This is a genomic window from Mycobacterium sp. (assembly GCF_008709575.1).
In the GTDB taxonomy this organism is placed as follows: Bacteria; Actinomycetota; Actinomycetes; order Mycobacteriales; family Mycobacteriaceae; genus Mycobacterium.
In genome coordinates, this window is sequence record NZ_VYIK01000055.1 from 1 (window position 1) to 24,820 (window position 24,820).

Annotated in this window: 21 protein-coding genes, 1 tRNA gene and 1 pseudogene; 11 read left to right on the plus strand and 12 right to left on the minus strand. The window is 69.2% G+C overall.

What is annotated here, in order from left to right; genetic code table 11:
- Together F6Q13_RS13040 and F6Q13_RS13045 are read right to left on the minus strand one after the other, a co-directional pair.
- Positions 1–588 (minus strand): annotated as a pseudogene (locus tag F6Q13_RS13040) (hypothetical protein); the annotation flags it as partial.
- The gene (locus tag F6Q13_RS13045; protein ID WP_293057069.1) at positions 470–937 is read right to left on the minus strand and encodes a lipopolysaccharide kinase InaA family protein; all 468 of its coding nucleotides are present in this window, start codon (positions 935–937) and stop codon (positions 470–472) included. The pseudogene F6Q13_RS13040 and the gene F6Q13_RS13045, both read right to left, overlap by 119 nt.
- Before the next feature lie 35 nt (positions 938–972).
- Between F6Q13_RS13045 and F6Q13_RS13050 the strand changes: the two genes are divergently transcribed.
- The 3 genes from F6Q13_RS13050 to F6Q13_RS13060 all read left to right on the plus strand — a co-directional run bounded on the left by F6Q13_RS13050 (position 973) and on the right by F6Q13_RS13060 (position 6,326).
- Positions 973–1,929, plus strand: coding sequence for a 4-(cytidine 5'-diphospho)-2-C-methyl-D-erythritol kinase (locus F6Q13_RS13050; RefSeq protein WP_293057033.1), 957 nt, complete (start codon positions 973–975; stop codon positions 1,927–1,929).
- Positions 1,930–2,244: 315 nt separating this feature from the next.
- Positions 2,245–3,879 (plus strand): fatty acyl-AMP ligase, encoded by a 1,635-nt coding sequence (locus tag F6Q13_RS13055; RefSeq protein WP_293057035.1) that lies wholly within the window; start codon positions 2,245–2,247, stop codon positions 3,877–3,879.
- Between the two features lie 410 nt (positions 3,880–4,289).
- The gene (locus tag F6Q13_RS13060; RefSeq protein WP_293057037.1) at positions 4,290–6,326 is read left to right on the plus strand and encodes a hypothetical protein; all 2,037 of its coding nucleotides are present in this window, start codon (positions 4,290–4,292) and stop codon (positions 6,324–6,326) included.
- A gap of 117 nt (positions 6,327–6,443) precedes the next feature.
- Here the strand turns inward: F6Q13_RS13060 and F6Q13_RS13065 are convergent, their stop codons facing one another.
- The 7 genes from F6Q13_RS13065 to F6Q13_RS13095 all read right to left on the minus strand — a co-directional run bounded on the left by F6Q13_RS13065 (position 6,444) and on the right by F6Q13_RS13095 (position 11,396).
- Positions 6,444–6,677, minus strand: a complete 234-nt coding sequence (locus F6Q13_RS13065; protein ID WP_293057078.1) for a hypothetical protein — start codon at positions 6,675–6,677, stop codon at positions 6,444–6,446.
- A 9-nt stretch (positions 6,678–6,686) separates the two neighbouring features.
- Positions 6,687–7,265, minus strand: a complete 579-nt coding sequence (gene pth, locus F6Q13_RS13070; RefSeq protein WP_293057039.1) for an aminoacyl-tRNA hydrolase — start codon at positions 7,263–7,265, stop codon at positions 6,687–6,689.
- A gap of 3 nt (positions 7,266–7,268) precedes the next feature.
- Entirely contained in the window at positions 7,269–7,919 is a 651-nt protein-coding gene (locus tag F6Q13_RS13075) for a 50S ribosomal protein L25/general stress protein Ctc (RefSeq protein ID WP_293057042.1), read from the minus strand.
- Between the two features lie 121 nt (positions 7,920–8,040).
- The gene (locus F6Q13_RS13080) at positions 8,041–8,694 is read right to left on the minus strand and encodes an LpqN/LpqT family lipoprotein (RefSeq protein ID WP_293057044.1); all 654 of its coding nucleotides are present in this window, start codon (positions 8,692–8,694) and stop codon (positions 8,041–8,043) included.
- Between the two features lie 23 nt (positions 8,695–8,717).
- Positions 8,718–9,698, minus strand: coding sequence for a ribose-phosphate diphosphokinase (locus F6Q13_RS13085; RefSeq protein ID WP_293057046.1), 981 nt, complete (start codon positions 9,696–9,698; stop codon positions 8,718–8,720).
- Positions 9,699–9,752: 54 nt separating this feature from the next.
- Positions 9,753–11,231, minus strand: a complete 1,479-nt coding sequence (gene glmU / locus F6Q13_RS13090; protein ID WP_293057072.1) for a bifunctional UDP-N-acetylglucosamine diphosphorylase/glucosamine-1-phosphate N-acetyltransferase GlmU — start codon at positions 11,229–11,231, stop codon at positions 9,753–9,755.
- 93 nt (positions 11,232–11,324) lie between these two features.
- Positions 11,325–11,396 (minus strand) — tRNA-Gln (locus tag F6Q13_RS13095).
- 135 nt (positions 11,397–11,531) lie between these two features.
- On the opposite strand from F6Q13_RS13095, the gene F6Q13_RS13100 reads away from it, so the two are divergent.
- Complete coding sequence (locus tag F6Q13_RS13100; protein WP_293057075.1) at positions 11,532–12,125, plus strand: TetR/AcrR family transcriptional regulator; 594 nt, start codon at positions 11,532–11,534, stop codon at positions 12,123–12,125.
- A gap of 31 nt (positions 12,126–12,156) precedes the next feature.
- On the opposite strand, the gene F6Q13_RS13105 is transcribed toward F6Q13_RS13100, so the two are convergent.
- On the minus strand, positions 12,157–12,522 hold the full coding sequence (locus tag F6Q13_RS13105) for a DsrE family protein (RefSeq protein ID WP_293057048.1): 366 nt from the start codon (positions 12,520–12,522) through the stop codon (positions 12,157–12,159).
- A gap of 119 nt (positions 12,523–12,641) precedes the next feature.
- On the opposite strand from F6Q13_RS13105, the gene mfd reads away from it, so the two are divergent.
- The 7 genes from mfd (at position 12,642) to F6Q13_RS13140 (ending at position 21,491) form a co-directional block, all read left to right on the plus strand.
- Positions 12,642–16,280 (plus strand): transcription-repair coupling factor, encoded by a 3,639-nt coding sequence (gene mfd / locus F6Q13_RS13110; RefSeq protein ID WP_293057050.1) that lies wholly within the window; start codon positions 12,642–12,644, stop codon positions 16,278–16,280.
- Positions 16,277–17,251 carry a nucleoside triphosphate pyrophosphohydrolase gene (locus tag F6Q13_RS13115; RefSeq protein ID WP_293057052.1) on the plus strand — a complete coding sequence of 325 codons (975 nt, stop codon included), beginning with the start codon at positions 16,277–16,279 and terminating at the stop codon, positions 17,249–17,251. The genes mfd and F6Q13_RS13115 overlap by 4 nt, the downstream gene beginning before the upstream one ends.
- A 131-nt stretch (positions 17,252–17,382) precedes the next feature.
- Positions 17,383–18,114: a lytic transglycosylase domain-containing protein gene (locus tag F6Q13_RS13120; RefSeq protein WP_293057055.1), complete on the plus strand. Its 732-nt coding sequence runs from the start codon at positions 17,383–17,385 to the stop codon at positions 18,112–18,114.
- Between the two features lie 50 nt (positions 18,115–18,164).
- Positions 18,165–19,454 carry a phosphopyruvate hydratase gene (eno, locus tag F6Q13_RS13125; protein WP_293057057.1) on the plus strand — a complete coding sequence of 430 codons (1,290 nt, stop codon included), beginning with the start codon at positions 18,165–18,167 and terminating at the stop codon, positions 19,452–19,454.
- Between the two features lie 15 nt (positions 19,455–19,469).
- Positions 19,470–20,087, plus strand: coding sequence for a septum formation initiator family protein (locus F6Q13_RS13130; RefSeq protein ID WP_293057060.1), 618 nt, complete (start codon positions 19,470–19,472; stop codon positions 20,085–20,087).
- The gene (locus F6Q13_RS13135) at positions 20,080–20,571 is read left to right on the plus strand and encodes a DUF501 domain-containing protein (RefSeq protein WP_293057062.1); all 492 of its coding nucleotides are present in this window, start codon (positions 20,080–20,082) and stop codon (positions 20,569–20,571) included. Before F6Q13_RS13130 ends, F6Q13_RS13135 begins: the two co-directional genes overlap by 8 nt.
- Positions 20,568–21,491, plus strand: coding sequence for a Ppx/GppA phosphatase family protein (locus tag F6Q13_RS13140; RefSeq protein WP_293057064.1), 924 nt, complete (start codon positions 20,568–20,570; stop codon positions 21,489–21,491). Before F6Q13_RS13135 ends, F6Q13_RS13140 begins: the two co-directional genes overlap by 4 nt.
- Positions 21,492–21,504: 13 nt before the next feature.
- On the opposite strand, the gene F6Q13_RS13145 is transcribed toward F6Q13_RS13140, so the two are convergent.
- Together F6Q13_RS13145 and F6Q13_RS13150 are read right to left on the minus strand one after the other, a co-directional pair.
- Positions 21,505–22,185 (minus strand): response regulator, encoded by a 681-nt coding sequence (locus F6Q13_RS13145; protein WP_293057065.1) that lies wholly within the window; start codon positions 22,183–22,185, stop codon positions 21,505–21,507.
- Complete coding sequence (locus tag F6Q13_RS13150; protein WP_293057067.1) at positions 22,178–24,790, minus strand: sensor histidine kinase KdpD; 2,613 nt, start codon at positions 24,788–24,790, stop codon at positions 22,178–22,180. The genes F6Q13_RS13145 and F6Q13_RS13150 overlap by 8 nt, the downstream gene beginning before the upstream one ends.
- Between the last annotated feature and the right edge of the window lie 30 nt (positions 24,791–24,820).

Sequence of the window (24,820 nt, forward strand, 5' to 3'; positions counted from 1 at the left end):
GCCGGTCCCGGCGGCGCCGCCGGCGGCGCTTCCGGTCCCGTCGTTGAATGCGGTGCCGCCGACGCCGCCGCTCCCGCCTTGGCCGGCGCTGGCGTTGCCGCCGTCGCCGCCGGTGCCGCCGACGGCGTTCGCCGTCGAGGTGGTGGCATCGATGCTGGCGTTGCCGCCGTTGCCGCCGAGGCCGCCGTTGCTGGTTATGTCGCTGGTGCCGGTGGAGTTGCCGCCGGTGCCGCCGGTGCCGCCGAGGGCGGTATGGGTGTTGGCGGCGTTGTCGATTTGGGCGTTACCGCCTTGGCCGCCCTCGCCGCCGTCACCGACGGTGCCGGTGCCGCCGTCGCCGCCGGTGCCGGGGGTGACGTTTCCGGTTCCGGCGGTGGAGGCGCTGCCGCCGGCCCCGCCGTCGCCGCCGACGGTGCCGGTGGCGCCGGCCCCGCCGGCCCCGCCGGTGGCGGTGTTGGTGTTGCCGCTGTCATAGATGTTCGTAATGGTCGCGAAGCCGCCGACGCCGCCGGTGCCGCCTGTCCGTCGCGGCCGACGGCGCCCAGGCGGCCTGCAGATCTTTGGGGCGACGAAAGATATCGTCGACAACCGCTCGCGCGACCTCGAAATCGATCAGGTACGCCTCGAATCGTGAGAAGTCGTCGGCAACCAGGATGTTGGCCGGTTCGACGTCGGCGTGGACGATGCCGTGACGGTGGGCGTAATCCAACGCGTCGGCGATCTGCGCCAGCGCCGCGAGCCGATTCGGTTGACTTTGCGGCCGGGAGAATTTGCCCCCGTCGACGAATTGCATCGCCAGCCAATACGGCTCGGCTCGAGCGCAACCAGCTGATCCGGACGCCCCGCTGTGTGCGCCCAAATACACTGTGGCATGCCCGCCTCGGCCGGCTTGCCGGTCGACGACGGAGCCGCCAAGCTCACCGGCGGCCTCAACCATGTCCACCGAGTAGGTTCCGGCGCTAGTCTCGTGCCGTGCCGTTGGACGGAAACACCGCTGCTCAGTGGGTGCCCACAGGGTCGATCACCGTGCGGGTGCCCGGCAAGATCAACCTGTATCTGGCCGTGGGTGACCGCCGTGACGACGGCTATCACGAACTGACCACGATGTTTCAGGCGGTCTCGCTGGTCGACGAGGTGACGGTCCGCAACGCCGACGTCTTGTCGCTGGAGTTGCGCGGCGAAGGCGCCGAGCAGTTACCCACCGATGAGCGCAATCTGGCCTGGCAGGCGGCTGCGCTGATGGCCGAGCACGTCGGCCGGGCACCGGATGTCTCGATCTCGATCGACAAGTCCATTCCGGTGGCCGGCGGCATGGCCGGGGGCAGTGCGGACGCCGCGGCGGTGCTGGTCGCGATGAATGCGCTGTGGGAGCTGGCCGTGCCGCGCCGCGACTTGCACATGCTGGCCGCCCGGCTGGGCAGCGACGTGCCGTTCGCGCTGCACGGCGGCACCGCGCTGGGCACCGGCCGGGGCGAGGAGCTGGCCGCGGTGCTGGCCCGCAACACCTTCCACTGGGTGCTGGCGCTCGCCGACGGCGGCCTGTCGACCCCGGCGGTGTTCAGCGAGCTGGACCGGCTCCGGCAGGTCGGGTCCCCGACGCGGCTGGGCGAACCCGGGCCGGTGCTGGCGGCGCTGGCCGCCGGTGACCCCGAGCAGCTGGCGCCGCTGCTGGGTAACGAACTGCAGGCGGCCGCGGTGAGCATCGACCCGGCGCTGCGCCGGGTGTTGCGGGCCGGCGTGGAGGCGGGTGCGCTGGCGGGCATCGTGTCGGGCTCGGGACCGACGTGCGCGTTTCTGTGCCGGTCGATGCGGGCCGCGGTCGACGCCGCCGCCCGGCTGTCTGGGGCCGGGGTGTGCCGCACCGTGCGGGTGGCCAGCGGCCCGGTGCACGGCGCCCGGGTGGTGCCCACGCCGGCGACCGGCGGATGAGCCCGGCGTGCGCGTTTGGCAGTTATTTAAGAGGAGTTTAAGATGGTCCGCGGTGACGGATAGCGGTCAAGAAGTGCGCCCGACTGCCTCGCCCGCCGGCAAACTCGGTGGGCGGGCCGGCGGGTGGTCGGGTGATCCCGCGGGCCGTGTTCGCGCCGATATCGAAACGTTGCGCATGCGAGCCGATTTAGCGCCGATTCGACACCCAACCGATCCCCAATCGTGTGCGCGCGCCTACTGTCGAGCGCCGCGCGGTCGGGGGAGGCTGGGATTTGCGGGTGTGGGGAAAACACCGCCACCGGTGAGGAGGTTTTCGTGAGCAGGTTTACCGAGAACATGTACCGCAACGCTCGCGAGAGCAAAAACGGCATGGTGACCGGCGAACCGCATCACCCGGTGCGGCACACCTGGGCGCAGGTTCACCAGCGCGCCCGCCGGGTGGCCGGCGGCCTGGCCGCGGCGGGGATCGGCCACCGCGACGCGGTCGGGGTGCTCGTCGGCGCGCCGGTGGAAATCGCGCCGACCGCGCAGGGGCTGTGGATGCGCGGGGCCAGCCTGACCATGCTGCACCAGCCCACCCCGCGCACCGACCTGGCGGTCTGGGCCCAGGACACGACCAACGTCATCGACATGATCGAAGCGAAGGCGGTCATTGTCTCCGAGCCGTTCACGGCCGCTGCGCCGGTGCTCGCGGAGCGCGGTGTCACCGTGCTGACCGTCGAGCAGCTGCTGGCCGCCGATCCGACCGACCCGATCGACACCGACGAGGACGACCTGGCGCTGATGCAGCTGACGTCGGGCTCGACCGGATCACCCAAAGCCGTCCAGATCACCCACCGCAACGTGTACTCCAACGTCGAGGCGATGTTCGTCGGCGTCAAGTACAACCTCGAGACCGACGTGATGATCAGCTGGCTGCCGTTGTTTCACGACATGGGCATGATCGGCTTTTTGACCGTGCCGATGTACTTCGGGGCTGAGCTGGTCAAGGTCACCCCGATGGACTTCCTGCGCGACACGCTGCTGTGGGCCAAGCTGATCGACAAATACAAGGGCACCTTCATCTGCGGCCCGAACTTCGCCTACTCGCTGTTCGCCAAGCGACTGCGCAAGCAGGCCCGACCCGGCCAGTTCGACTTGTCGACGCTGCGGATCGCGATGTCGGGTGCCGAGCCGGTGGATCCGGCCGACGTCGAGGACCTGATCGACGCGGGCCGGCCATTCGGGCTGCGGCCCGAGGCCATCCTGCCCGCGTACGGCATGGCCGAGACCACGTTGGCGGTGTCGTTCTCGCCGGTGGAACAAGGCTTGATCGTCGACGAGGTCGACGCCGACCTGCTCAGCGTGCTGCGCCGCGCGGTGCCGGCAACCAAGGGAAACACCCGCCGGCTGGCCTCGCTCGGCCCGCTGCTCGACGGTCTGGAGGCCCGCATCGTCGACGAGGACGGCAATGTGCTGCCGCCGCGGGGTGTGGGAGTGATCGAGTTGCGCGGTGAATCGCTGACTCCGGGCTATGTCACGATGGGCGGGTTCATTCCGGCCCAGGACGAGCACGGTTGGTATGACACCGGTGACCTCGGCTACCAGATGGAGAACGGCCACCTCGTGGTGTGCGGCCGCGTCAAGGACGTCATCATCATGGCCGGCCGCAACATCTACCCGACCGACATCGAGCGCGCGGCATGCCGTGTCGAGGGGGTGCGTCCGGGCTGCGCGGTGGCGGTACGGCTGGACGCTGGGCATTCGCGGGAGACCTTCGCCGTCGCCGTCGAGTCCAACGCCTTCGAAGATCCCGCCGAGGTGCGCCGCATCGAGCACCAAGTCGCCCACGAGGTGGTCACCGAGGTGGATGTGCGGCCCCGCAATGTCGTGGTGCTGGGTCCCGGAACAATCCCGAAGACCCCGTCCGGCAAGCTGCGCCGGGCCAACTCCGTCGCGCTGGTCACCTGAGCTGAGCTTACCCGCGATCATGGAGCGGCAAGAAAATCAACGGCCGCAACCCGTCGGGCTGCAGCGATGTGTCTGCTGCTGGGCGTGCTCCTCACCCCGGCCTCGGTGCAACACGGGCAAACCGCATTTCGGCTAGCAGGCCGCGGTGCCAGAGGGCTTCGTCACCGTTCCACTGGTGTGGGCCGACGGCGGCTACGTCGGACGACTGTTCTGCGTTTCGAGGTGAGCAGCGGTGATGGCTTCGATGCGTGGAGTGTGGGTGGTGCGCTCGCCGAGAGTGGCACTGGCGCGGGTTCGCATTGCGCGCTTACCTGAGAGTTGCTTAGTATTTTGTCAGTTATGTCCCAGGAAGGGGTGCGGTCGTGGGGTCACGGCAGAAGCGTTCGGGTCGGGGTCGGCGGGTGGTGGGGGTGGGCAGCACGGCGGGGGCGGTGTGGGCGGCGGTGATGCCGATGGTGGGGGCGCCGGGTGCGCGTGCCGATGTGTGGGATCTGGTGCTGGATCCGCTGTGGAGTGCGATCGGTGCGGGGGTGGATCCGCTGGCCGGTGCTGATGCGGGTGCGGGGGTGGATTCGGTGTTGGTGGGGTTGGTGGCCGATCTGAACACCGCGGTGACGGGGGCGACGCAGGCTTGGATCACCAGCCCGGTCGGTGGCGTGGTGAACGAGGTGATCAATGCGCCGTCGGTTTTCTTGTTCGGCCGCGATGTGATCGGCAACGGGATTGATGGGTTCAGCGGGGTCAACACGTCGCTGCTGGGTCGGCTGGATCCGGGGTTGTTCGGGAATCAAGGTGATGGCGGCTTTATTGCCGGCAACGGCGGTGCCGGGGTGGCGGGAGTTGATGGGGGTGCTGGGGGGGTTGGGGGTTCGGCGGGGTTGTTCGGGGATGGCGGTGCTGGTGGGGCCGGGGTCGATGGCGGGCCCGGGGGCGCCGGCGGTGCTGGTGGGGTGTTGCTCGGTGATGGCGGGGCCGGGGGTGTCGGCGGGGCCGGGATTGACGGCGAGCCCGGCGGGCCCGGGGGTGCCGGTGGTCATGCGGGGTTGTTCGGCAACGGCGGTGCCGGCGGTGCCGGTGGGGCCGGTGGGGCGGGTGCTGATGGTGACGAGGGTGGCGCCGGTGGCGCCGGTGGCAATGGCGGTGTCGGCGGTGACGGCGGGCACGGGGGGTGGCTGATCGGGGCCGGCGGACACGGTGGGGAAGGTGGAGAAGGCGGGGCCGGCTATGACAATCCGTCCGGGCCCGGCGGCGACGGTGGTCACGGGGGTGACGGTGGCACCGGTGGGAACGCCGGCGTGGCCGGCCTGGGTGGGCCAGGCGGGCAGGGCGGGCCCGGTGGGTCCGGGGGCACCGGCGAGGGCGTGCCCGGGGAGCCCGGCACCCCTGGCACGCCCGGAGTGGTCCCGACCGGCAGCACCGGCGGGGCCGGCGGGGCCGGTGGGGCCGGCGGCGCCGGCGGCACGCCGCAGTATCAGATCATCAACACCATCCCCGTCGGCTCGGGCCCGTCCAGGGTGGCGGTCGCGCCCGAGGGTGTCAGCGGTGCCGGCGACGTCTACGTCACCAACGCTGACGGTGAGACGGTGTCGGTGATTGATCCCGCCAACGACAAGGTCGTCGCCACCATCACCGTCGGCGGGGAACCGGTCGGGGTGGCGGTCGCGCCCGACGGGGTCAGCGGTGCCGGCGACGTCTACGTCACCGACAAATTCGGCAACTCTCTGGCGGTGATTGACCCCGCCAACGACAAGGTCGTCGCCACCATCACCGTCGGCTCGGGACCGGTCGCGGTGGCGGTCGCGCCCGACGGGGTCAGCGGTGCCGGCGATGTCTACGTCGCCAACGAATTAGGCAAGTCGGTGTCGGTGATTGACCCCGCCACCCGCGAGGTCGTCGCCACCATCACCGTCGGCGAGGACCCGTTTGGGGTGGCGGTGGCGCCCGAGGGTGTCACCGGTGCCGGGGACGTCTACGTCGCCGACTCCGGCAGTGGCACGGTGTCGGTGGTCAACCTCACCACTGATCAAGTCAGCACCATCACCGTCGGCTCGTCCCCGATCGGGGTGGCGGTCGCCCCCGGCGGTGTCACCGGCGCCGGGGACGTCTACGTCACCAACGCTGACGGTGAGACGGTGTCGGTGATTGACCCCGCCACCGACAAGGTCGTCGCCACCATCCCCGTCGGCTCGTACCCTCTCGGGGTGGCGGTCGCCCCCGACGGGGTCACAAATGCCGGAGACGTCTACGTCACCGACGGATTAGCCAAGTCGGTGTCGGTGATCAACCCCGCCACCGACACCGTCAGCTACACCATCACCGGTTTTGATGGTCCGGACGGGGTGGCGGTCGCTCCGGAGGGTGTCACGAGTGCCGGGGAGGTGTATGTCACCGACTTCTTTAATAACACGGTGTCGGTGTTGGGCCTGCCGCCGTCGCCGTCGGGCTGACTCGGGCACGGGGAACGGTTCACCGGAGTCGACGCGCCAACCCTGCCACCCGGGTGGTGAACCGCTCGAAGCGGGACAGCGAGCCGGTCACCTCGACATAGACGTCAGGTCCAACCGTTACAGGATCGGTGGCTGCTCGGCGCGGTTGAAGACCGCCAACACCTCGGCGGTTGCTTCGGGATCGACGCCGATATTCCATTCGGCCACCGGGGTGGTGTTGCCGCTGTCGTCGATCTTTCCGACGGCGGCGCCGAACAGCTCGTGGGACTCGTCGCCGTGAATCGAGCCCGGGATGGCGGCTCTCCGGTCGCCGTCCGGGCAGTCGTGAGGTTCGACCACTGTGCACGGCACCCGGTCGCCTCACGACCAGGCGTGCACGACGTTTTGCGCCGGCTCCAGCCCGTGTTCGAGGAGCAGCTCGGTGGCGTCGGCGGCCTGCTCGCAGATGGTGGGCACCTCCGCACGCTCGGCGGCGGTGAAGCCCTCCAGCACGAACGCCGCCGGATCCTGGCGGCCCGGCGGACGCCCGATCCCGATGCGCACCCGCGCGAAATCCTTGGTGCCCAGCGCGGCCACCACTGAGCGCAGCCCGTTGTGGCCGCCCTCGCCGCCGCCGATCTTGAGCCGGATCCGGCCGAAGTCCAGGTCGAGATCGTCGTGGATGACGATGATGTCGGCGGGTGCTACCGAATAGAACCTGGCCAGCGGAGCGACATGACGGCCGGAATCGTTCATGTAGGTGCGCGGTTTGGCCAGCACCACCGATTGTCCGCCGAGCCGACCGGTGGCGATCTGGGCACCGGATCGCTTGTGTGCCTTGAAGGTCGAGCCCAGCCGTGCAGCGAGAATGTCGGCGACCAGATAACCCAGGTTGTGTCGCGTCTGGGCGTAGTGCGCTCCCGGGTTGCCAAGGCCGACCACCAGCCGGGGCTCGGCCATGCGCTAGTCGGACTCGGCTGTGGGCGCCTCGGCTTGGGTGGCCTCTTCGGCGGGTGCTTCCTCGCCGGCGCCCTCGGCCGCGAGTTCCTCGGCGCTCGGGGCGTTGACCACGTTGACGACCAGCAGCTCCGGGTCGGACACCAGGCTCACGCCGGCCGGCAGCGGGATTCGCCCGGCGGTGAACTGTGTGCCCGGTTCGGCGCCCTCGATCGACACCGTCAGCTGCTCGGGAATCGACAGCGCTTCGGCCTCGACCTCGATGGTGTTGGCCTCCTGGGTGACCAGGGTGCCCGGTGCGGCGTCGCCCTCGATCTCGACGGCGATCTCGACGACGACTTTCTCACCGCGACGCACCAGCAGCAGATCGGCGTGTTGGATGGTGCGGCGGATCGGGTGGATGGCGAGCGCCTTGGTCAACGCCAACTGCTGGGTCCCGTCGATGTCGAGGGTCAGCACCGCGTTGGTGCCGGCGTGGCGCAGCACCGCGGCGAAATCGTGGCCGGGCAGTTCCAGGTGCTGGGGCGCGGTGTTGTGCCCGTAGAGGACGGCGGGAATCCTGCCGGCGCGCCGCGCCCGCCGGGACGCGCCCTTGCCGGTCTGAGTGCGGACCGTGGCGGTCAGCTCGTTGACGGCCGACGCCCGTGGTGTAGTCATGGTGTCGCTCCTGTGTCAGCACGGCCGGCATCGCGACAACCCTCGCGGTCCCCGTCGATGACGGCGGCCCGGTGCGGGCCGCCCTCGCCGTGACGCCCGGTTAGGGTAGCGCATCGGCCCCTCAGGGCGGAAATCTGGCGACGGTGAACCCGTTGATGATCATTTCGATGTCGCCGGCCTGGGTGACGGCCTGGTCGGCCAGGCTGGTGATGGCGAGCTGCACCAGGTAGCGCTGGTGCTCCGGCGGGCCGCCGGTGGCGAAGACGACCCGGTTGTAGCTGCGCAACCGTGTTCCGCCCAGGTCATAGCTGCCCTGGATCATCGACGACGGGAAGCCGTGGAAGTCGGCGTTCGAGGCGTCTAGCTGTTTGAAGTTCTCGGCCAGCACGGCGTCGTCGTTGGCGTGCTTGACCACTTCGGCCGGATCGAAGTCGCCGTTGAGCTTGAACGCCATGAGCATGGCCGTGGGATAGGTGTCGTTCTTGGCGATGACCTCGGTCATCGGGCTGAGATTGGGGCTGGTGTGCCTGGTCCAGCCCGGTGGTGTCGGCATCGACACCCGCAGGCCGGCCAGCGAGTCCAGTGCCACCTGCTGCACACCGATGCCGGCACTGTCCAGATACTGCGAAAACGGCACCGGCCGCTCGTGCGGGGTGGTGGCGGTGGTGCTCGGTGTCGTTGTCGTCCAGATCGACTGGTAGTCGGGAGTGTCGGGCCCGCAGCCGGCCAGTGTCAGCGCGGCTGCCGCGCCGGCTGCGCCAACCAGCCGCCTCATAGCGCGGCGCGGACGTCGACCAACTAGGCGTTCCCGTCGAAAAGACCGGTGACCGAGCCGTTTTCGAAGACAGCACGGATCGTGCTGGCCAGCAACGGCGCGATCGACAACACCGTGAGCTGGTTGAAACGTTTGGTCTCGCCGATCGGGAGCGTGTTGGTGACGATCACTTCGCGGGCGCCGCACTCGGCCAGCGTCGTGGGAGCGGGGTCGGACAGCACCCCGTGGGTGGCGGCGACGACCACGTCGCCGGCGCCGGCCTCCTTCAGTAGGGGCACCGCGGCGGCGATGGTGCCGCCGGTGTCGATCATGTCGTCGATGAGAATGCAGGTCTTGCCGCTGACTTCGCCGACGACACGGTTGGACTTGACGTGGTTTGGTACCTGCGGGTCCCGGGTCTTGTGGATGAAGGCCAGCGGAACGCCACCCAACGCGTCGGCCCACTTCTCGGCGACGCGCACCCGGCCGGAATCAGGGGAGACCACCGCCATGTCGTGGCCGGGGTAGTTGTCCTTGAGGTAGCCGGTCAGCAGGTTCTGCGCGCGCATGTGGTCGACGGGACCGTCGAAAAAGCCCTGGACCTGGTCGGTGTGCAGGTCGACCGTGACGATCCGGTCGGCACCGGCGGTCTTGAGCAGGTCGGCGACCAGGCGCGCGGAGATCGGTTCGCGGCCGCGGTGTTTTTTGTCCTGCCGGGCGTAGGGGTAGAACGGCAAGACCGCGGTGATCCGCTTGGCGCTGCCGCGTTTGAGCGCGTCGAGCATGATCAGTTGTTCCATCAGCCACTTGTTCAACGGATCCGGGTGCGACTGCAGCACGAACGCGTCGCAGCCCCGCACCGATTCGTGGAACCGCACGAAGATCTCCCCGTTGGCGAAATCCCGCGCGGTCTGCTCGGTGATGTGGACGTCGAGTTCCTTGGCGACCTGTTCAGCCAGCTCGGGATGCGCACGACCCGAGAAGAGCATCAGGTTTTTGCGGTTGTCGCTCCAGTCGCGGCTCACGTGCTGCCCCTGCCGTTCGAATCGAGAGGTGGCCTGATGGCCCGGCTCAAAATTCTAGGCCTTCTCACCGGGGCGGATCGTATCCGGCTCGGCGGCGGCGTTGGCTTTGGCGGCGGCCCGCGCGGCGGCGCTGCCCGGCCGCTTGCGCTGCACCCAGTTCTCGATATTGCGTTGCGGACCCGCCGACACGGCCAGCGCCCCGGGCGGCACGTCGCTGCGCACCACGGTGCCGGCCCCGGTGTAGGCGCCGTCGCCGACGGTCACCGGGGCGACGAACATGGTGTCCGAGCCGGTGCGCACGTGCGAGCCGATCCGGGTGCGCTGCTTGGATTCGCCGTCGTAGTTGACGAAGACACTGGAGGCGCCGATGTTGCTGTGCTCACCGATGTCGGCGTCGCCGACATAGGTCAGGTGCGGCACCTTGGTGCCCGCGCCGATCGTGGAGTTCTTGGTCTCGACGAACGCGCCCAGCTTGCCGTCGGCGCCCAGGACGGTGCCCGGCCGCAGGTAGGTGAACGGGCCGACCGAGGCGCCGTCACCGATCGAGGCCGAGATGGCGTGGGTGCGCACCACCGACGCGTCGTCGCCGACGGTGACGTCGGTCAAGGTGGTGTCCGGGCCGATCGTGCACCGCCCGCCGATGCGGGTGCCGCCCAGCAACTGGGTGCCGGGCGCCACGACCGTGTCGCGGCCGATGGTGACGTCGACGTCGATCCAGGTCGTGGCCGGGTCGACGATGGTGACGCCGGCCCGCTGGTGGGCGGCGACGATCCGGCGGTTGAGCTCGGCGGCCAGCTCGGCCAGCTGGACCCGGTCGTTGACGCCGGCCACCACGGCGCTGTCGTCGACGTGGCGGGCGTGCACGGTCTGTCCGTCCTGCCGGAGGATGGACACCACGTCGGTCAGGTAGAGCTCCTGCTGGGCATTGTCGGCGGACAGCCGGTGCAGCGCTGAGCGCAGCGGGGCGACGTCGAAGGCGTACACCCCGGCGTTGACCTCGCAGATCGCCTGCTGCGACGGTGTCGCGTCGGCCTGCTCGACGATCGCGATCACCTCGTGGTCCTGGGTGCGCAGGATCCGTCCGTAGCCGGTCGGGTCGGTCAACGTCGTCGTCAACACGGTGACGGCCGCGGGCGCCGCGCTGTGCGCGGTGATCAGGTCGGCCAGCGTCTCGGCGTCGAGCAGCGGGATGTCGCCGGAGGTCACCACGACGACCCCGTCGAAGTCCTCGGGCAACGCACCAAGGCCGCAGGACACCGCGTGCCCGGTGCCGAGTTGCTGATCCTGGATCGCCACGTCGATCCGACGTCCCAATGTCTCGGCCAGGTCGGCCACGACCGGCGTGATGCGCTCACGGTTTTGCCCCAGCACCACGACCAGATATTGCGGTGCGACCTTGGCGATGGCGTGCAGCCCATGCGCCAGCATGCTGCGCCCACCCAGGGTATGCAGCACTTTGGGGGTGTCCGAGCGCATCCGGGTCCCGGTCCCCGCCGCCAGCACCAGGACCGCCGCTTCTCGGTGAGCTGTCATCTCTCGCACCTCCTGGCCGCCGGTGTGCGCGGCTGTCACCGACACGCCGTTAAGCGTGGCATTAGCTGCACGCTTGCGGCAAAGCGGGCCCGGCTCCGTCGCCAGGACTCGAACCTGAACTCTCAGAACCAAAATCTGATGTGCTGCCGATTACACCACGACGGATCGATGGCAGCCCCGACTCTAGTGCAAGCCGATAGGCTGACAGTCGTGCCTGCGCCAGACAGCGAACCGGACCGGGAACCGGACCAGGTGTCCGACCACGAGCCGGGCCGGGAAGCACGCGCGCCACGGCCCCGGATGACCGGCAGCGAACGCCGCCACCAGCTCATCGACATCGCCCGGTCGCTGTTTGCCGAGCGCGGCTACGACGGCACCTCGATCGAAGAGATCGCCCAGCGCGCGAAGGTGTCCAAGCCGGTCGTCTATGAACACTTCGGCGGCAAAGAAGGCCTGTATGCGGTCGTCGTCGACCGGGAGATGTCGGCGCTGCTGGACGGGATCACCTCGTCGCTGACCAACAACCGGTCCCGGGTCCGCGTCGAGCGGGTGGCGCTGGCGCTGCTGACCTACGTCGAAGAACGCACCGACGGATTTCGGATCATGATCCGCGACTCGCCGGCGTCGATCAGCTCGGGCACCTACTCCAGCCTGCTCAACGACGCCGTGAGCCAGGTCAGCTCGATCCTGGCCGGCGACTTCGCCCGGCGCGGCCTGGATCCCGAGCTGGCGCCGCTCTACGCCCAGGCATTGGTGGGCTCGGTGTCGATGACTGCGCAGTGGTGGCTCGACGCCCGCGAACCCAAGAAGGAAGTCGTCGCCGCTCACCTGGTCAACCTGGTCTGGAATGGTCTGACCCATCTGGAAGCCGATCCGCACCTGCAAGACGAATAGGGCGGCCGGCTTCGCTCCGCGGCCGGCCCGGTCAGTAGCTGAAGGTCGTCGCGGGCTCGTCGCCGATCCATTGCCACAACGGTATGGTGCCCGCCAGCTCGGCGTTGGGGACAAGCGAGTTCGGGTCGAGTTTTTTCGATTCGAAGCAGATCGAGCACACGTAGTACCGACCGCCGGCGGCTGCGTAACGCGTGAGCAAGTCGGCCAACGGCGGGCAGCCGTCGCAGGCGACGCCCACAGCCACGCCGTCGACGGCGAGCCGGACCGCCTCCTTGGCCAGGAACATCAGTGTCGGGCGCCCGGATTCGGCGGCGCCGATCGCCACCAAGAAGGCCACGGCCACCTTCTCCTGGTCTTCGAGTCCGGTGGTGAGGCTGATCACGGCTTTGTTCGGCATCAGGCCGCTCCAATCACGCGTTTTCGTGGCTTTCTCAGGCTTTTTCGTGACGCGAGACAATTTTTCGAATCAGCACGACCTCAGGTCGATGCACCTAGGCATCCTAGAATGGCGCCATCATGACCGCAGCGGGGCTAGCCCTAACCGAAGCCCCGATCGCGGGGCTGGTTGAGTTGGCGCTTCGCGCACCGACGTTCGCCCAACTCATCGAGCGCGCCGCCGATCGGCCGGCCGAGCTGACGTTGGTCGGACCGGCCGCCGCACGGCCGTGGGTGGCCAGTGCCCTGGCGCGCCAGGGTCCGCTGCTGGTGGTCACCGCCACCGGCCGCGAGGCCGAGGATCTGACGGCCGAATTGCAGGGTGTTTTCGGCGCGGCGGCGGCGTTGTTCCCGTCCTGGGAAACGCTGCCCCACGAACGGCTCTCGCCCGGCGTGGACACCGTCGGCGCCCGGCTGACGGTGCTGCGTCGGCTGGCCCGGCCCGTCCCCGACACCGACCGAGCCGGGCTGGGCCCGCCGCTGCGGGTGGTCGTCACCGCGGTGCGCTCGCTGCTGCAGCCGATGAGCCCGCAGCTGGGCCGGCTGGAACCGCTGACGATCGCCGTCGGCGACGAGGTCGCCTTCGACGATGTCATAGCCCGGCTGGTCGAGCTGGCCTACACCCGGGTGGACATGGTCGGCCGGCGCGGCGATTTCGCGGTGCGGGGCGGCATCCTGGACGTCTTCCCGCCGACCGCCGAGCACCCGCTGCGGGTGGAGTTCTGGGGCGACGAGGTCAGTGAGATCCGGATGTTCTCGGTGGCCGACCAGCGATCCATTCCCGAGATCTCCGTGGCGCAGCTGGTCGCCGTGGCCTGCCGCGAGCTGCTGCTGACCGACGAGGTGCGCGCCCGGGCGGCCGAGCTCAGCAGCCGGCAACCCCCCGGCGGCAGCATCGCCGACATGCTGGCCAAACTCGCCGCGGGCATCCCCGTCGACGGGATGGAGGCGCTCGCATCTTTGCTGTGTCCCGGCGAGTCGGCGCTGCTGACCGACCAGCTGCCCGCCCACACCCCGGTGCTGGTCTGCGACCCGGAAAAAGTCCGCACCCGCGCCGCCGAGCTGATCAGGACCGGCCGGGAGTTCCTCGAGGCGTCCTGGTCGGCCGCCGCCACCGGCGGCGGCGCGAACTGGGCGCCGATCGACGTCGAGGCGCTGGGCGGGTCGGGGTTGTGCGCACTCGACGAGGTGCGCGCCGCGGCCCGCGCGGCCGGGCACCCGTGGTGGACGCTGAGCCAGCTCTCCGACGAGTCGGCGGTCGAACTCGACATCCGGGCGGCGCCGTCGGCTCGCGGCCACCAGCACGACATCGACGCGATCTTTGCGATGCTGCGCGGGCACGTGGCCGCCGGCGGGTATGCGGCGGTCGTGGCGCCCGGCACCGGGATCGCGCACCGCGTGGTCGAGCAGCTCACCGAATCCGACGTGCCGGCAACGATGCTAGAGCCCGAAGCGACACCCCGAGCCGGGGTCGTGGGGGTGCTCAAGGGCCCGCTGCGCGACGGCGTCGTCGTACCGGGCGCCGATCTGGTCGTCATCACCGAAACCGACCTGACCGGCAACCGGGTGAGCGCCGGCGACGGCAGGCGGCTGGCGGCCAAGCGGCGCAACACCGTCGACCCGCTGGCGCTGACCGCCGGTGACTTGGTGGTCCACGACCAGCACGGCATCGGGCGCTTCGTGGAGATGACCGAACGCACCGTCGGCGGGGCCCGGCGTGAATACCTGGTGCTGGAGTACGCCTCGAGCAAGCGGGGCGCCGGCTCCGACAAGTTGTACGTCCCGATGGATTCGCTGCACCAGTTGTCGCGCTACGTCGGCGGGCCGGCGCCGGCGCTGTCGAGGCTGGGCGGCAGCGACTGGGCCAACACCAAGACCAAGGCGCGCAAAGCCGTCCGCGAGATCGCCGGGGAGCTGGTGGCGCTGTATGCCAAGCGACAGGCCGCGCCGGGGCACGCGTTCAGCCCGGACACGCCCTGGCAGGCCGAGATGGAGGACGCGTTCGGGTTCACCGAGACCGTCGACCAGCTCACCGCGATCAGCGAGGTCAAGGCCGACATGGAAAAACCGGTGCCGATGGACCGGGTGATCTGCGGCGACGTCGGCTACGGCAAGACCGAGATCGCGGTGCGGGCGGCGTTCAAGGCGGTGCAGGACGGCAAGCAGGTCGCGGTGCTGGTGCCCACCACGCTGCTGGCCGACCAGCATCTGCAGACCTTCACGCAGCGGATGTCGGGGTTCCCGGTCACCGTCAAGGCGCTGTCGCGGTTCACCGACGCCGCCGAGTCCCGCGCGGTGCTGCACGGGCTGGCCGACGGCAGCGTCGACATCGTGATCGGCACCCACCGGCTGCTGCAGACCGGGGTGGTGTGGAAAGATCTCGGCCTGGTCATCGTCGACGAGGAGCAGCGGTTCGGCGTCGAGCACAAGGAACACATCAAGGCGCTGCGCACCCACGTCGACGTGCTGACCATGAGTGCCACCCCGATTCCGCGCACCCTGGAGATGAGCCTGGCCGGCATCCGGGAGATGTCGACGATCCTGACCCCGCCCGAAGACCGCCACCCGGTGCTGACCTACGTCGGTCCGCAGGACGACAAGCAGATCGCCGCGGCGCTGCGCCGCGAGCTGCTGCGCGACGGGCAGGCCTTCTACGTGCACAACCGGGTCAGCTCGATCGACGCGGCCGCCGCGCGGGTACGGGCTCTGGTGCCCGAGGCCCGGGTGGGTGTTGCGCACGGGCAGATGCCCGAGGAGCTGCTCGAACGCACCGTGGCGGGGTTCTGGAACCGCGACTACGACGTGCTGGTGTGCACGACGATCGTGGAGACCGGTCTCGACATCGCCAACGCCAACACGCTGATCGTCGAACGCGCCGACACCTTCGGGCTCGCCCAGCTGCACCAGCTGCGCGGCCGGGTCGGGCGCAGCCGGGAACGCGGGTACGCCTATTTCCTGTACCCGCCGCACCTGCCGCTGACCGAGACCGCCCACGACCGGTTGGCCACGATCGCCCAGAACAGCGAGCTGGGTGCGGGCATGGCGGTGGCGATGAAAGATCTGGAGATCCGCGGCGCCGGCAACGTGCTGGGTGTGGAGCAGTCCGGCCACGTCGCCGGGGTCGGTTTCGACCTGTATGTGCGGTTGGTCGGCGAGGCCCTGGAAGCGTACCGGGCGGCCGCCGACGGACAGACCGTCACCGGGGTCGGGGAAGCCAAGGAGGTGCGCATCGACTTGCCGGTGGATGCGCACCTGCCGCCGGACTACATCCCCAGTGACCGGCTGCGCCTGGAGGCCTATCGGCGGTTGGCCGCTGCCGCCTGCGATGACGACGTCGCCGCCGTCGCGGCGGAGTTGACCGACCGCTACGGCCCGCTGCCCGAGCCGGTTCAGCGGTTGATGGCGGTGGCCCGGCTGCGGTTGCTGTGCCGTGCGGCCGGGATCACCGACGTGAGCACCGCCCCGGAATCCGCGCTGCGGCTCTCGCCGCTGACGCTGCCGGACTCCGCTCAGGTGCGCCTGGCGCGGCTGTATCCCGGCGCCCGCTACCGCGCCACCACGGCGACCGTGCACGTGCCGATTCCGCGCTCCGGTGGCCTCGGGGCAGCCCGGATCCGGGATCTCGAACTGGTCGCTATGGTCTCGGAGCTGGTCACCGCCCTGGTGGGAGGCGGGCTTGCGGTGACTGTCAGCGCGAACGGCGAGCGGCAAGCACAATGACCGTCGTCTTGGTCGACGCCCGCCGCCCGTCGTTGGTCCCGGTGGAGGCGGTCGGCCTGTTGGTCGGCGAGGTGGCCTACACCGAGGAGATGCCGGTCGCGGTGCCCTGGTCGCTGCCGGCCGCGCGCCCGGTGCACGCCGGCGAGGATGCCCCGGTCCTGTTGTCTTCCGACCGCACCCACCCGGCGGTCAGCGCGCGGTTGGCCGCCGGCGACCGGCTGATCTGCGCACCCGACCCGCGACGCGGCGAGCGGCTGATCGACGCGGTGGCGATGATGGACACCCTGCGGGTCGCCGGGCCCTGGGAAAGCCGGCAGACCCACGACTCGCTGCGCCGGTTCTTGTTGGAGGAAACCTACGAACTTTTCGACGCGGTCCGCGGCGGCAACGCCGACGAGCTGCGCGAGGAACTCGGCGATGTGCTGCTGCAGGTGCTCTTCCACGCCCGCATCGCCGAGGACGCGCCGGTGAACCCGTTCACCATCGACGACGTCGCCGATACGCTGCTGGGCAAGCTCAGTAATCGCGCAACCGGTGTCCTTGCCGGAGAGAAGATTTCGCTTGCCGACCAACTGGCGCAGTGGAACGAGCGCAAAGCGCTGGAAAAGCAGGCGACGCCACGAAAATCATCGATGGATGGCGTGCCCACTGCCCAGCCGGCTTTGGCGCTGGCCCAGAAAGTGATTGCGCGTGCCACCCAGGCCGGCGTCCCGGCCGATCTGATACCGGCCAAGATCACCTCGATCACCATAACGGCAGAAGTCGACGCTGAAACAGGTTTGCGGACAGCTGTTTTGGAACTGATGGACACGATCCGCGGCGCCGAGCAGGCGATTGCCGCCGGGCGGCGCGGAGCCGACGGCCGCGCAGGAGTGGATGCGGCGCCGCTGGGGACGATCAGCGAGGCCGAGTGGCGCGCGCACTGGCCGGCCGCGGTGCCGGCCGCCGCCGGTGACGCCGGTGGCTGTTGAGTGGCGGCATGAAACCCCGACGAGGCGGGTATACCGCAGATACCACGCACATTTCAGGGCAATGTGGCCGTTTCCCGTGGGACCATGGTCGGGTAACGGCTGCGGTCGGAGAAGACGCTCAAGGGAGTTCTGTGTCGCCGGTACGTTGGGTGCGGGCGGTTGCCGTCGTGGGGGCGACCGCGCTGCTGCTGGCGTCGAGTTGTACCTGGCAGTTGGGTACGCCCATCCCCAAGGGTGTGCCCCCGCCCGCCGGGGATCCGGTGCCGCCGGTCGACACCCATGCCCGGGGACGGCCCGCAGACCAGCTGTATGCCTGGGCGGCCCGGCGTGCCCCGAAGCTGGAAATTCCGGTCATCGCCTTGGAGGCGTACGGCTACGCCGCGCGGGTCGCCGAGGTCGAGAATCCGCGCTGTCATCTGTCCTGGACGACGTTGGCCGCCATCGGCGAGGTCGAAAGCCACCACGGCACCTATCGCCACGCGAAAGTGCTACCCAACGGGGATGTTCGTCCACCTATTCGCGGGGTCCGGCTCGACGGCACCGGCGGCACCTTGCGCATTGTCGACACTGACGGGGGCGGCCTGGACGGGGACTCCGCCGCAGACCGCGCCATGGGACCGATGCAGTTCATTCCCGAGACGTGGCGGCTCTACGGGGTGGACGCCAACAACGACAACATCGTCAGCGTGGACAACATCGACGACGCCGCATTGTCGGCTGCGGGCTATTTGTGTTGGCGCGGAAAGGATTTGGCTACCCCGCGGGGCTGGATCACCGCGCTGCGAGCCTACAACAATTCCCAGCCTTACGCCCGCGCGGTGCGGGACTGGGCCACCGCCTATGCTGCGGGTCACCCGCTGTGAGCCGCGTCTAGGCTAAGAGCGCACCCGATGAGACGACGCAAGGAGAATCAGTGCCCATCATCGAGCAGGTCGGGGCCCGCGAGATCCTCGATTCCCGCGGTAACCCGACCGTCGAGGTCGAGGTCGCACTCAGCGACGCCACGTTCGCGCGCGCGGCGGTGCCCTCCGGGGCGTCGACCGGTGAGCACGAGGCCGTCGAGCTGCGCGACGGCGGCGACCGGTACGGCGGCAAGGGCGTGAAGAAGGCGGTGACGGCGGTGCTCGACGACATCGCGCCGGCCGTCATCGGGCTGGCGGCCGACGACCAGCGGCTGGTCGACCAGGCACTGGTGGACCTCGACGGCACACCGGACAAATCCCGGCTGGGCGCCAACGCGATTCTCGGCGTGTCGCTGGCAGTGGCCAAGGCGGCGGCCGATTCCGCCGGGCTGCCGCTGTTCCGTTATGTCGGTGGACCCAACGCACACATTCTGCCGGTGCCGATGATGAACATCCTCAATGGTGGCGTGCATGCCGACACCGGTGTCGACGTCCAGGAATTCATGGTGGCCCCGATCGGGGCGCCGAGCTTCTCGGAGGCCCTGCGGTGGGGCGCCGAGGTCTACCACGCGCTCAAGGCGCAGCTGAAAAAGCAGGGCCTGAGCACCGGATTGGGCGACGAGGGCGGCTTTGCCCCCGACGTGCCGGGCACCAAGGCGGCGCTGGACGTCATCGGCCTGGCCGTCGAATCGGCCGGTTTAGCTCTCGGCACCGACGTGGCGCTCGCCCTGGATGCGGCGGCCACCGAGTTTTACACCGACAGTGGTGGTTACGCGTTCGAGAACAAGACGCTCAGCGCGGATCAGATGACGCAGTTCTACGCCGAGCTGCTGGATTGCTATCCGTTGGTCTCCATCGAAGACCCGCTGGCCGAAGATGATTGGGACGGCTGGGTGGCGTTGACGACGGCGCTCGGGGACCGGGTGCAGATCGTCGGTGACGACCTGTTCGTCACCAACCCCGAACGGCTCGAAGAGGGGATCGACAAGGGTGCGGCTAATGCGTTGCTGGTCAAGGTCAACCAGATCGGAACCTTGACCGAAACTCTCGACGCGGTGGCGCTGGCCCATCACAGCGGATACCGCACGATGGTGAGTCACCGCAGCGGTGAGACCGAGGACACCACGATCGCCGATCTGGCTGTGGCCATCGGCTGTGGGCAGATCAAGACCGGTGCACCGGCGCGCAGTGAGCGGGTCGCCAAATACAATCAACTGCTGCGGATCGAGGAAGCGCTCGGCGACGCCGCACGCTATGCCGGCGATCTGGCCTTCCCCCGCTACGCCCCGGATGCCAAGTAGCCGGCCGAATCTGTGATGCCCGACGCGAAACGGCCCGACCCGAAGCGGCGCACACCGGCACCGCGACGGGGAAAGCCGGGCAAGGCCGGTGATTTCGGGCCGAACCGGCCGCGCAAGTCGCCGGCCCCGCGCCGCAGGCCGCACGGGTCACGGGCGATGTCGGTGCGCACGGTCAAACGCGCGATCGCCGCGTCGGCCGAGTTGCGATCCGATCAGCGGCTGGGCCTGACCGCGCGGAGGGCGGCGATCCTGGCCGCGGTGGTGTGCGTTCTGACACTGACCGTCGCCGGCCCGGTCCGCACCTATTTCGGTCAGCGCACCGAGATGAAGCAGTTGGCCGCTGCCGAGGCCGCGCTGCGGCGTCAGATCGCCGAGCTCGAACAGCAGAAGGCCAGGCTGGCCGATCCGGCGTATATCGCCGCGCAGGCCCGCGAGCGCCTCGGCTTCGTGCGGCCCGGCGAGATCCCCTACCAAGTGCAGCTGCCGGCGACGGCTGCGGTTCCGGCGCGGCCCGGGTCACCGGCGCCGACCGCGGCGGGCAGCCAGCCGTGGTACACCGCGCTGTGGCACACCATCGCCGATGCTCCGCATGGTGCGCCCGCACCCGCGCCCCCGGATAGTCACGGTGGTTGACCCGGATGACCTCGACGCGCTGGCCCGGCAGCTGGGCCGTCGGCCGCGCGGAGTGATCGAGATCTCCTACCGTTGTCCCAACGGTGAACCCGCCGTGGTGAAGACCGCACCGAAACTGTCCGATGGGACACCGTTTCCGACGTTGTACTACCTGACGCATCCGGTGCTGACCGCGGCGGCGAGCCGGCTGGAGTCATCGGGCATGATGGCGCAGATGACGCAGCGGCTGCGCCGCGAGCCTGCGCTGGCCGCCGCCTACCGGCGGGCCCACGAGTCGTATCTGGCCGAACGCGACGCGATCGAGCCGTTGGGCTCGACGGTCTCCGCGGGCGGCATGCCCGACCGGGTCAAGTGCCTGCACGCGCTGATCGCCCACTCGCTGGCCAAGGGGCCCGGGGTCAACCCGCTCGGCGACGAAGCGCTTGCGGTGCTCGCCGGAGAGCCCTCGATGGCCGGCATTGTGGTGCGGGAGCAGTGGGCATGAGGGTCGCGGCAATTGACTGCGGTACCAACTCGATTCGGCTGCTGATCGCCGACCTGGTCGACGGCCGGCTGCACGACGTGCACCGGGAGATGCGGATCGTGCGGCTGGGCGAGGGCGTCGACGCCACCGGCCGGCTCTCGGCCGAGGCGCTGGACCGGACCCGGGCCGCGCTGGCCGACTATGCTGCCCTGGGCACCGCGCACGGCGTCGAGCGGGTGCGGATGGTCGCCACCTCGGCCGCCCGCGACGCCGCCAATCGGGACGACTTTTTCGCGATGACCCTCGACGTGGCGGGCGTGCGGGCCGAAGTGATCAGCGGCGCCCAGGAAGCCGAGCTGTCCTTTCGGGGTGCAGTGGACGAATTAGACCGTGCTGCAGCACCTTTCCTAGTTGTTGATGTGGGCGGCGGGTCGACCGAGATCGTTCTCGGCGAGTCGGAGGTGAGCGCCTGCTTCTCCGCGGATATCGGCTGTGTGCGGGTGACCGAACGCTGCCTGCACTCGGATCCACCGACGCCGGCCGAGGTGGCTGCGGGCCGAGACCTGGTGCGTGAGCGGCTAAGCGCGGGCCTGCGCGCGGTGCCCGTGGCGCGGGCCCGCACCTGGGTGGGTGTGGCCGGGACGATGACGACGCTTGCGGCGCTGGCCCAGGGCATGGCGAGCTACGATTCGGCGGCCGTGCATCTGTCCCGGGTGGACACCGAGCGGCTGCTGAAGGTGTGCGACGAATTGATCGGTATGACGTGCGCCCAGCGCGCGGCGTTGGGACCGATGCACCCGGGCCGGGCCGACGTGATCGGTGGTGGGGCGATCGTGGTCCAAGAGCTGGCGTTGGCGTTGCGCGAACGGGCCCACATCGAGGAGCTCACCGTCAGCGAACACGACATTCTCGACGGCATCGCACTCTCGATCGCCACCTGAGCACAGCAGCCCATCACATCTCGAAGCGGTAACCCATGCCGGCCTCGGTCAGCAGGTGCCTCGGGTGTGACGGGTCGTCTTCGAGTTTGCGCCGCAACTGCGCCAAATACACCCGCAGATAGTGCGTCTCCTTGGCATACGCCGGCCCCCACACCTCCTTGAGCAGCTCCTCGCGGCCAACCAGCTTGCCGCGGTTTTTGGCCAGCATCTCCAGCATGCCCCATTCCGTCGGCGTCAGGTGCACTTCGAGGCCGTTCTTGACGACCTTTTTGGCAGCCAGATCGACGGTGAACGAGGAGGTTTCGATCACCGGCTGGTCGGTTTCGGCGGCGGTTGCACCGCGGCGCACCGCGGCCCGCAGGCGAGCGAGGAATTCGTCCATCCCGAACGGCTTCGTCACATAGTCGTCGGCACCGGCGTCGAGTGCCTCGACTTTGTCCGAGGAGTCGGTGCGGGCCGAGAGCACGATTACCGGAGCCGTCAGCCAGCCACGCAGTCCACCCAGCACCTCGATGCCCGAGACGTCGGGCAGTCCGAGGTCGAGGACCACCACGTCGGGGCGGTGCTCGGCGGCCGCCCGTAACGCACTCGCTCCGGTGGCGGCAGTGACGACCTCGTAGCCACGCACTGTCAGGTTGATCTTCAGCGCCCGCAGGATGTGCGGCTCGTCGTCGACGACCAGCACCCTAGTCACTGAGCGCCGCTTTCCCCACCCGCGGACGGGGATCCTGCCCACCGGGGCGCGTCGGCACCGCGGCAGCGAGTTCCACAACGACGGTGAGTCCTCCGCCCGGGGTGTCGGTCGCCGAGATCGTGCCGCCCATCGCCTCGACGAAACCCCGCGCCACCGACAAGCCCAGGCCCACACCGGCCGTGGTGTCGTGATCCCCCAAGCGCTGGAAGGGCTCGAAAAGCAGTTCCTCGCTGCCGCGGGGGATACCGGGGCCCTCGTCGATGACGTTGATCAGAACCCGATCCGCCACTTGCCCCGCGTTGACGCGCACAATGCTGTTGGGCGCATAGCGCAGCGCATTGTCGATCAGGTTGGCCAGGACCCGTTCGAGCAGCCCCGCATCGGCCATCGCCACCGTGGCGCCGACGTCGACCTTGACCCGGTCGACACCGGATCGGGCGAATCCGGTGGCGCCCTTGCCGATACTCACCAGGGCGCGTTGCACGGTCTCCTCGAGGTACACCCGGCGCAGCTCCGGGCGGATCACGCCCGCGGCCAACCTCGACGAATCGAGCAGGTTACCGACCAGGCCGGTGAGCTGGTCGATGGATTCTTCGATGGTGGCCAGCAATTCGGCGGTGTCTTGCGGCGAAAAGGCAACGTCCTCGGAGCGCAGGCTCGACACCGCCACTTTGGCGGCCGCCAACGGGGTCCGCAGATCGTGGCTGACCGCCGACAGCAACGCGCGGCGCAGTTTATCGGCCTGCTCAATCGCCTCGGCCTTGCCGGCTTCCTCGGTGAGCTCACGTTGCCTGACCAGACCTGCGGCCTGGGTGGCGACGGCGGTCAGCACCCGGCGGTCACGCGTTGTGAGCTTCTTGCCGGCCAGCAGCATCCAGAACTCGTCGTCGCCGACCTCGATCGCGGTATCAGCGGAATCGATTGTCTGGCAGGGGTCCTCACCTACTGCGGCGACGATGTAGCTTTTGGGGGTGACCCGCTCGTCGGTGTTGTGTTCGCGCAGCATGCTGACGGCTCGCTGAGAGTACGCCTCGCGAACCCGCTCGAGAAGCGTCTCGAGATCCGCCCCGCGCAGCACCGAACCGGCGAACAGGGTCAGCAGTTCCGCCTCCCGGGCGGCGCTGCCGGCTTCGCGGGCACGTTTGGTGGCGTCGTCGACGAGCACCGCGACCGCGACCGCCACCACCAGCAACACCAGCTCGGTGACGGCGTTGCCGGGATCGGCGATCGTGAAGGTGTGCCGCGGGTCTGTCAGAAACCAGTTCAGCAGCAGGCCGGACAGCACCGCCGAAACGACCGCGGGGACAATGCCGCCGAGCAGGGCGACCAGGAGTACGCCCACGAAGAACAGTGCGCTTGCCCCGCTGGTGCCCAGGTTGTCGTCCAGCCAGGCCAGCGTCAGAGCGCAGATCACCGACGGGGTGACCAGTGCCGCGAGCCACGGCAGGACGCGTCGTTGCCGAACCGACAATGTCCGGCGCCGGCGGCGCGTCGCTTCTTCGTGGGTGACGATGTGCACGTCGATCTTGCCGGACCGTTGCACTACGGCGGAACCGATACCTTCGTCGAAGATGCGGGTCCATCGTGAGCGGCGCGAGGTTCCGATGACCAGCTGCGTGGCGTTCATCTGGCGGGCGAAATCCAAAAGCGCGCCGGCCACGTCGTCACCGACGACGGTGTGCAGCGAGGCGTCGAGGCTTGCCGCCAGTTCGCGGATCTTGCTCATCCGGGCGGCCGACACGCCGGCCAGTCCGTCTCCGCGCAGGACGTGCACCACCATCAGCTCCGCGCTGGCCTTCGACGCTATCCGGGATGCCCGCCGTACCAACGTCTCCGATTCCGGGCCGCCGGTCACCGCGACCACGACTCGCTCGCGCGCTTCCCAGGTGTCGGTGATCTTTTTTTCCGCCCGGTACTTGGCCAGCGCGGCGTCCACCTGGTCGGCCAGCCACAGCAGCGCCAATTCCCTGAGCGCGGTCAAATTTCCGCTGCGGAAATAGTTCGACAGCGCGGCGTCGATTTTGTCCGGAGCGTAGACGTTGCCATGGGACAGCCGGCGCCGCAGCGCTTCCGGCGTGATGTCGATGAGTTCGATCTGCGAGGCTTGGCGCACGACGGAGTCCGGCAGGGTCTCCTGCTGTTCGATGCCGGTGATCTGGGTGATGACGTCGTTGAGGCTTTCCAGATGTTGCACGTTGACCGTGGAGATCACCGTGATGCCGGCATCCAGCAGCTCCTCGACGTCTTGCCAGCGTTTGTGGTTTTTGCTGCCGGGTGCGTTGGTGTGGGCCAGCTCGTCGACGAGCACCACTTGCGGGCGCCGTTTGAGCACCGCGTCCACATCGAGTTCGGCGAAGCGGGCGCCGCGATACTCGATGTAGCGCGGCGGCACCATCTCGATGCCGGCAAGCAACTCCGCGGTTTTGCGCCGGCCGTGGGTCTCCACCACGGCGGCCACCAGGTCGGTGCCGCGTTCCAGTCGCCGGTGCGCTTCGCCGAGCATGGCGTAGGTCTTGCCGACACCGGGCGCCGCGCCCAGGTAGATGCGCAGTTCACCACGTTTGGGGCGGTGGTCGACGACGCTGATAGCTCTACCCTCCTTCATGGCCGGACCTTCGGGGAACGCTTTCGTCGC

Excerpts from the sequence above, each read along its gene's own strand:
- F6Q13_RS13045 (WP_293057069.1), bottom strand. The coding sequence starts at position 937 with ATGGTTGAGGCCGCCGGTGAGCTTGGCGGCTCCGTCGTCGACCGGCAA.
- pth (WP_293057039.1), bottom strand. The coding sequence starts at position 7,265 with ATGGCCGAGCCCCGGCTGGTGGTCGGCCTTGGCAACCCGGGAGCGCAC.
- F6Q13_RS13075 (WP_293057042.1), bottom strand. The coding sequence starts at position 7,919 with ATGACTACACCACGGGCGTCGGCCGTCAACGAGCTGACCGCCACGGTC.
- F6Q13_RS13080 (WP_293057044.1), bottom strand. The coding sequence starts at position 8,694 with ATGAGGCGGCTGGTTGGCGCAGCCGGCGCGGCAGCCGCGCTGACACTG.
- glmU (WP_293057072.1), bottom strand. The coding sequence starts at position 11,231 with ATGACAGCTCACCGAGAAGCGGCGGTCCTGGTGCTGGCGGCGGGGACC.
- F6Q13_RS13100 (WP_293057075.1), top strand. The coding sequence starts at position 11,532 with ATGACCGGCAGCGAACGCCGCCACCAGCTCATCGACATCGCCCGGTCG.
- F6Q13_RS13105 (WP_293057048.1), bottom strand. The coding sequence starts at position 12,522 with ATGCCGAACAAAGCCGTGATCAGCCTCACCACCGGACTCGAAGACCAG.
- mfd (WP_293057050.1), top strand. The coding sequence starts at position 12,642 with ATGACCGCAGCGGGGCTAGCCCTAACCGAAGCCCCGATCGCGGGGCTG.
- F6Q13_RS13115 (WP_293057052.1), top strand. The coding sequence starts at position 16,277 with ATGACCGTCGTCTTGGTCGACGCCCGCCGCCCGTCGTTGGTCCCGGTG.
- F6Q13_RS13130 (WP_293057060.1), top strand. The coding sequence starts at position 19,470 with ATGCCCGACGCGAAACGGCCCGACCCGAAGCGGCGCACACCGGCACCG.
- F6Q13_RS13140 (WP_293057064.1), top strand. The coding sequence starts at position 20,568 with ATGAGGGTCGCGGCAATTGACTGCGGTACCAACTCGATTCGGCTGCTG.
- F6Q13_RS13150 (WP_293057067.1), bottom strand. The coding sequence starts at position 24,790 with ATGAAGGAGGGTAGAGCTATCAGCGTCGTCGACCACCGCCCCAAACGT.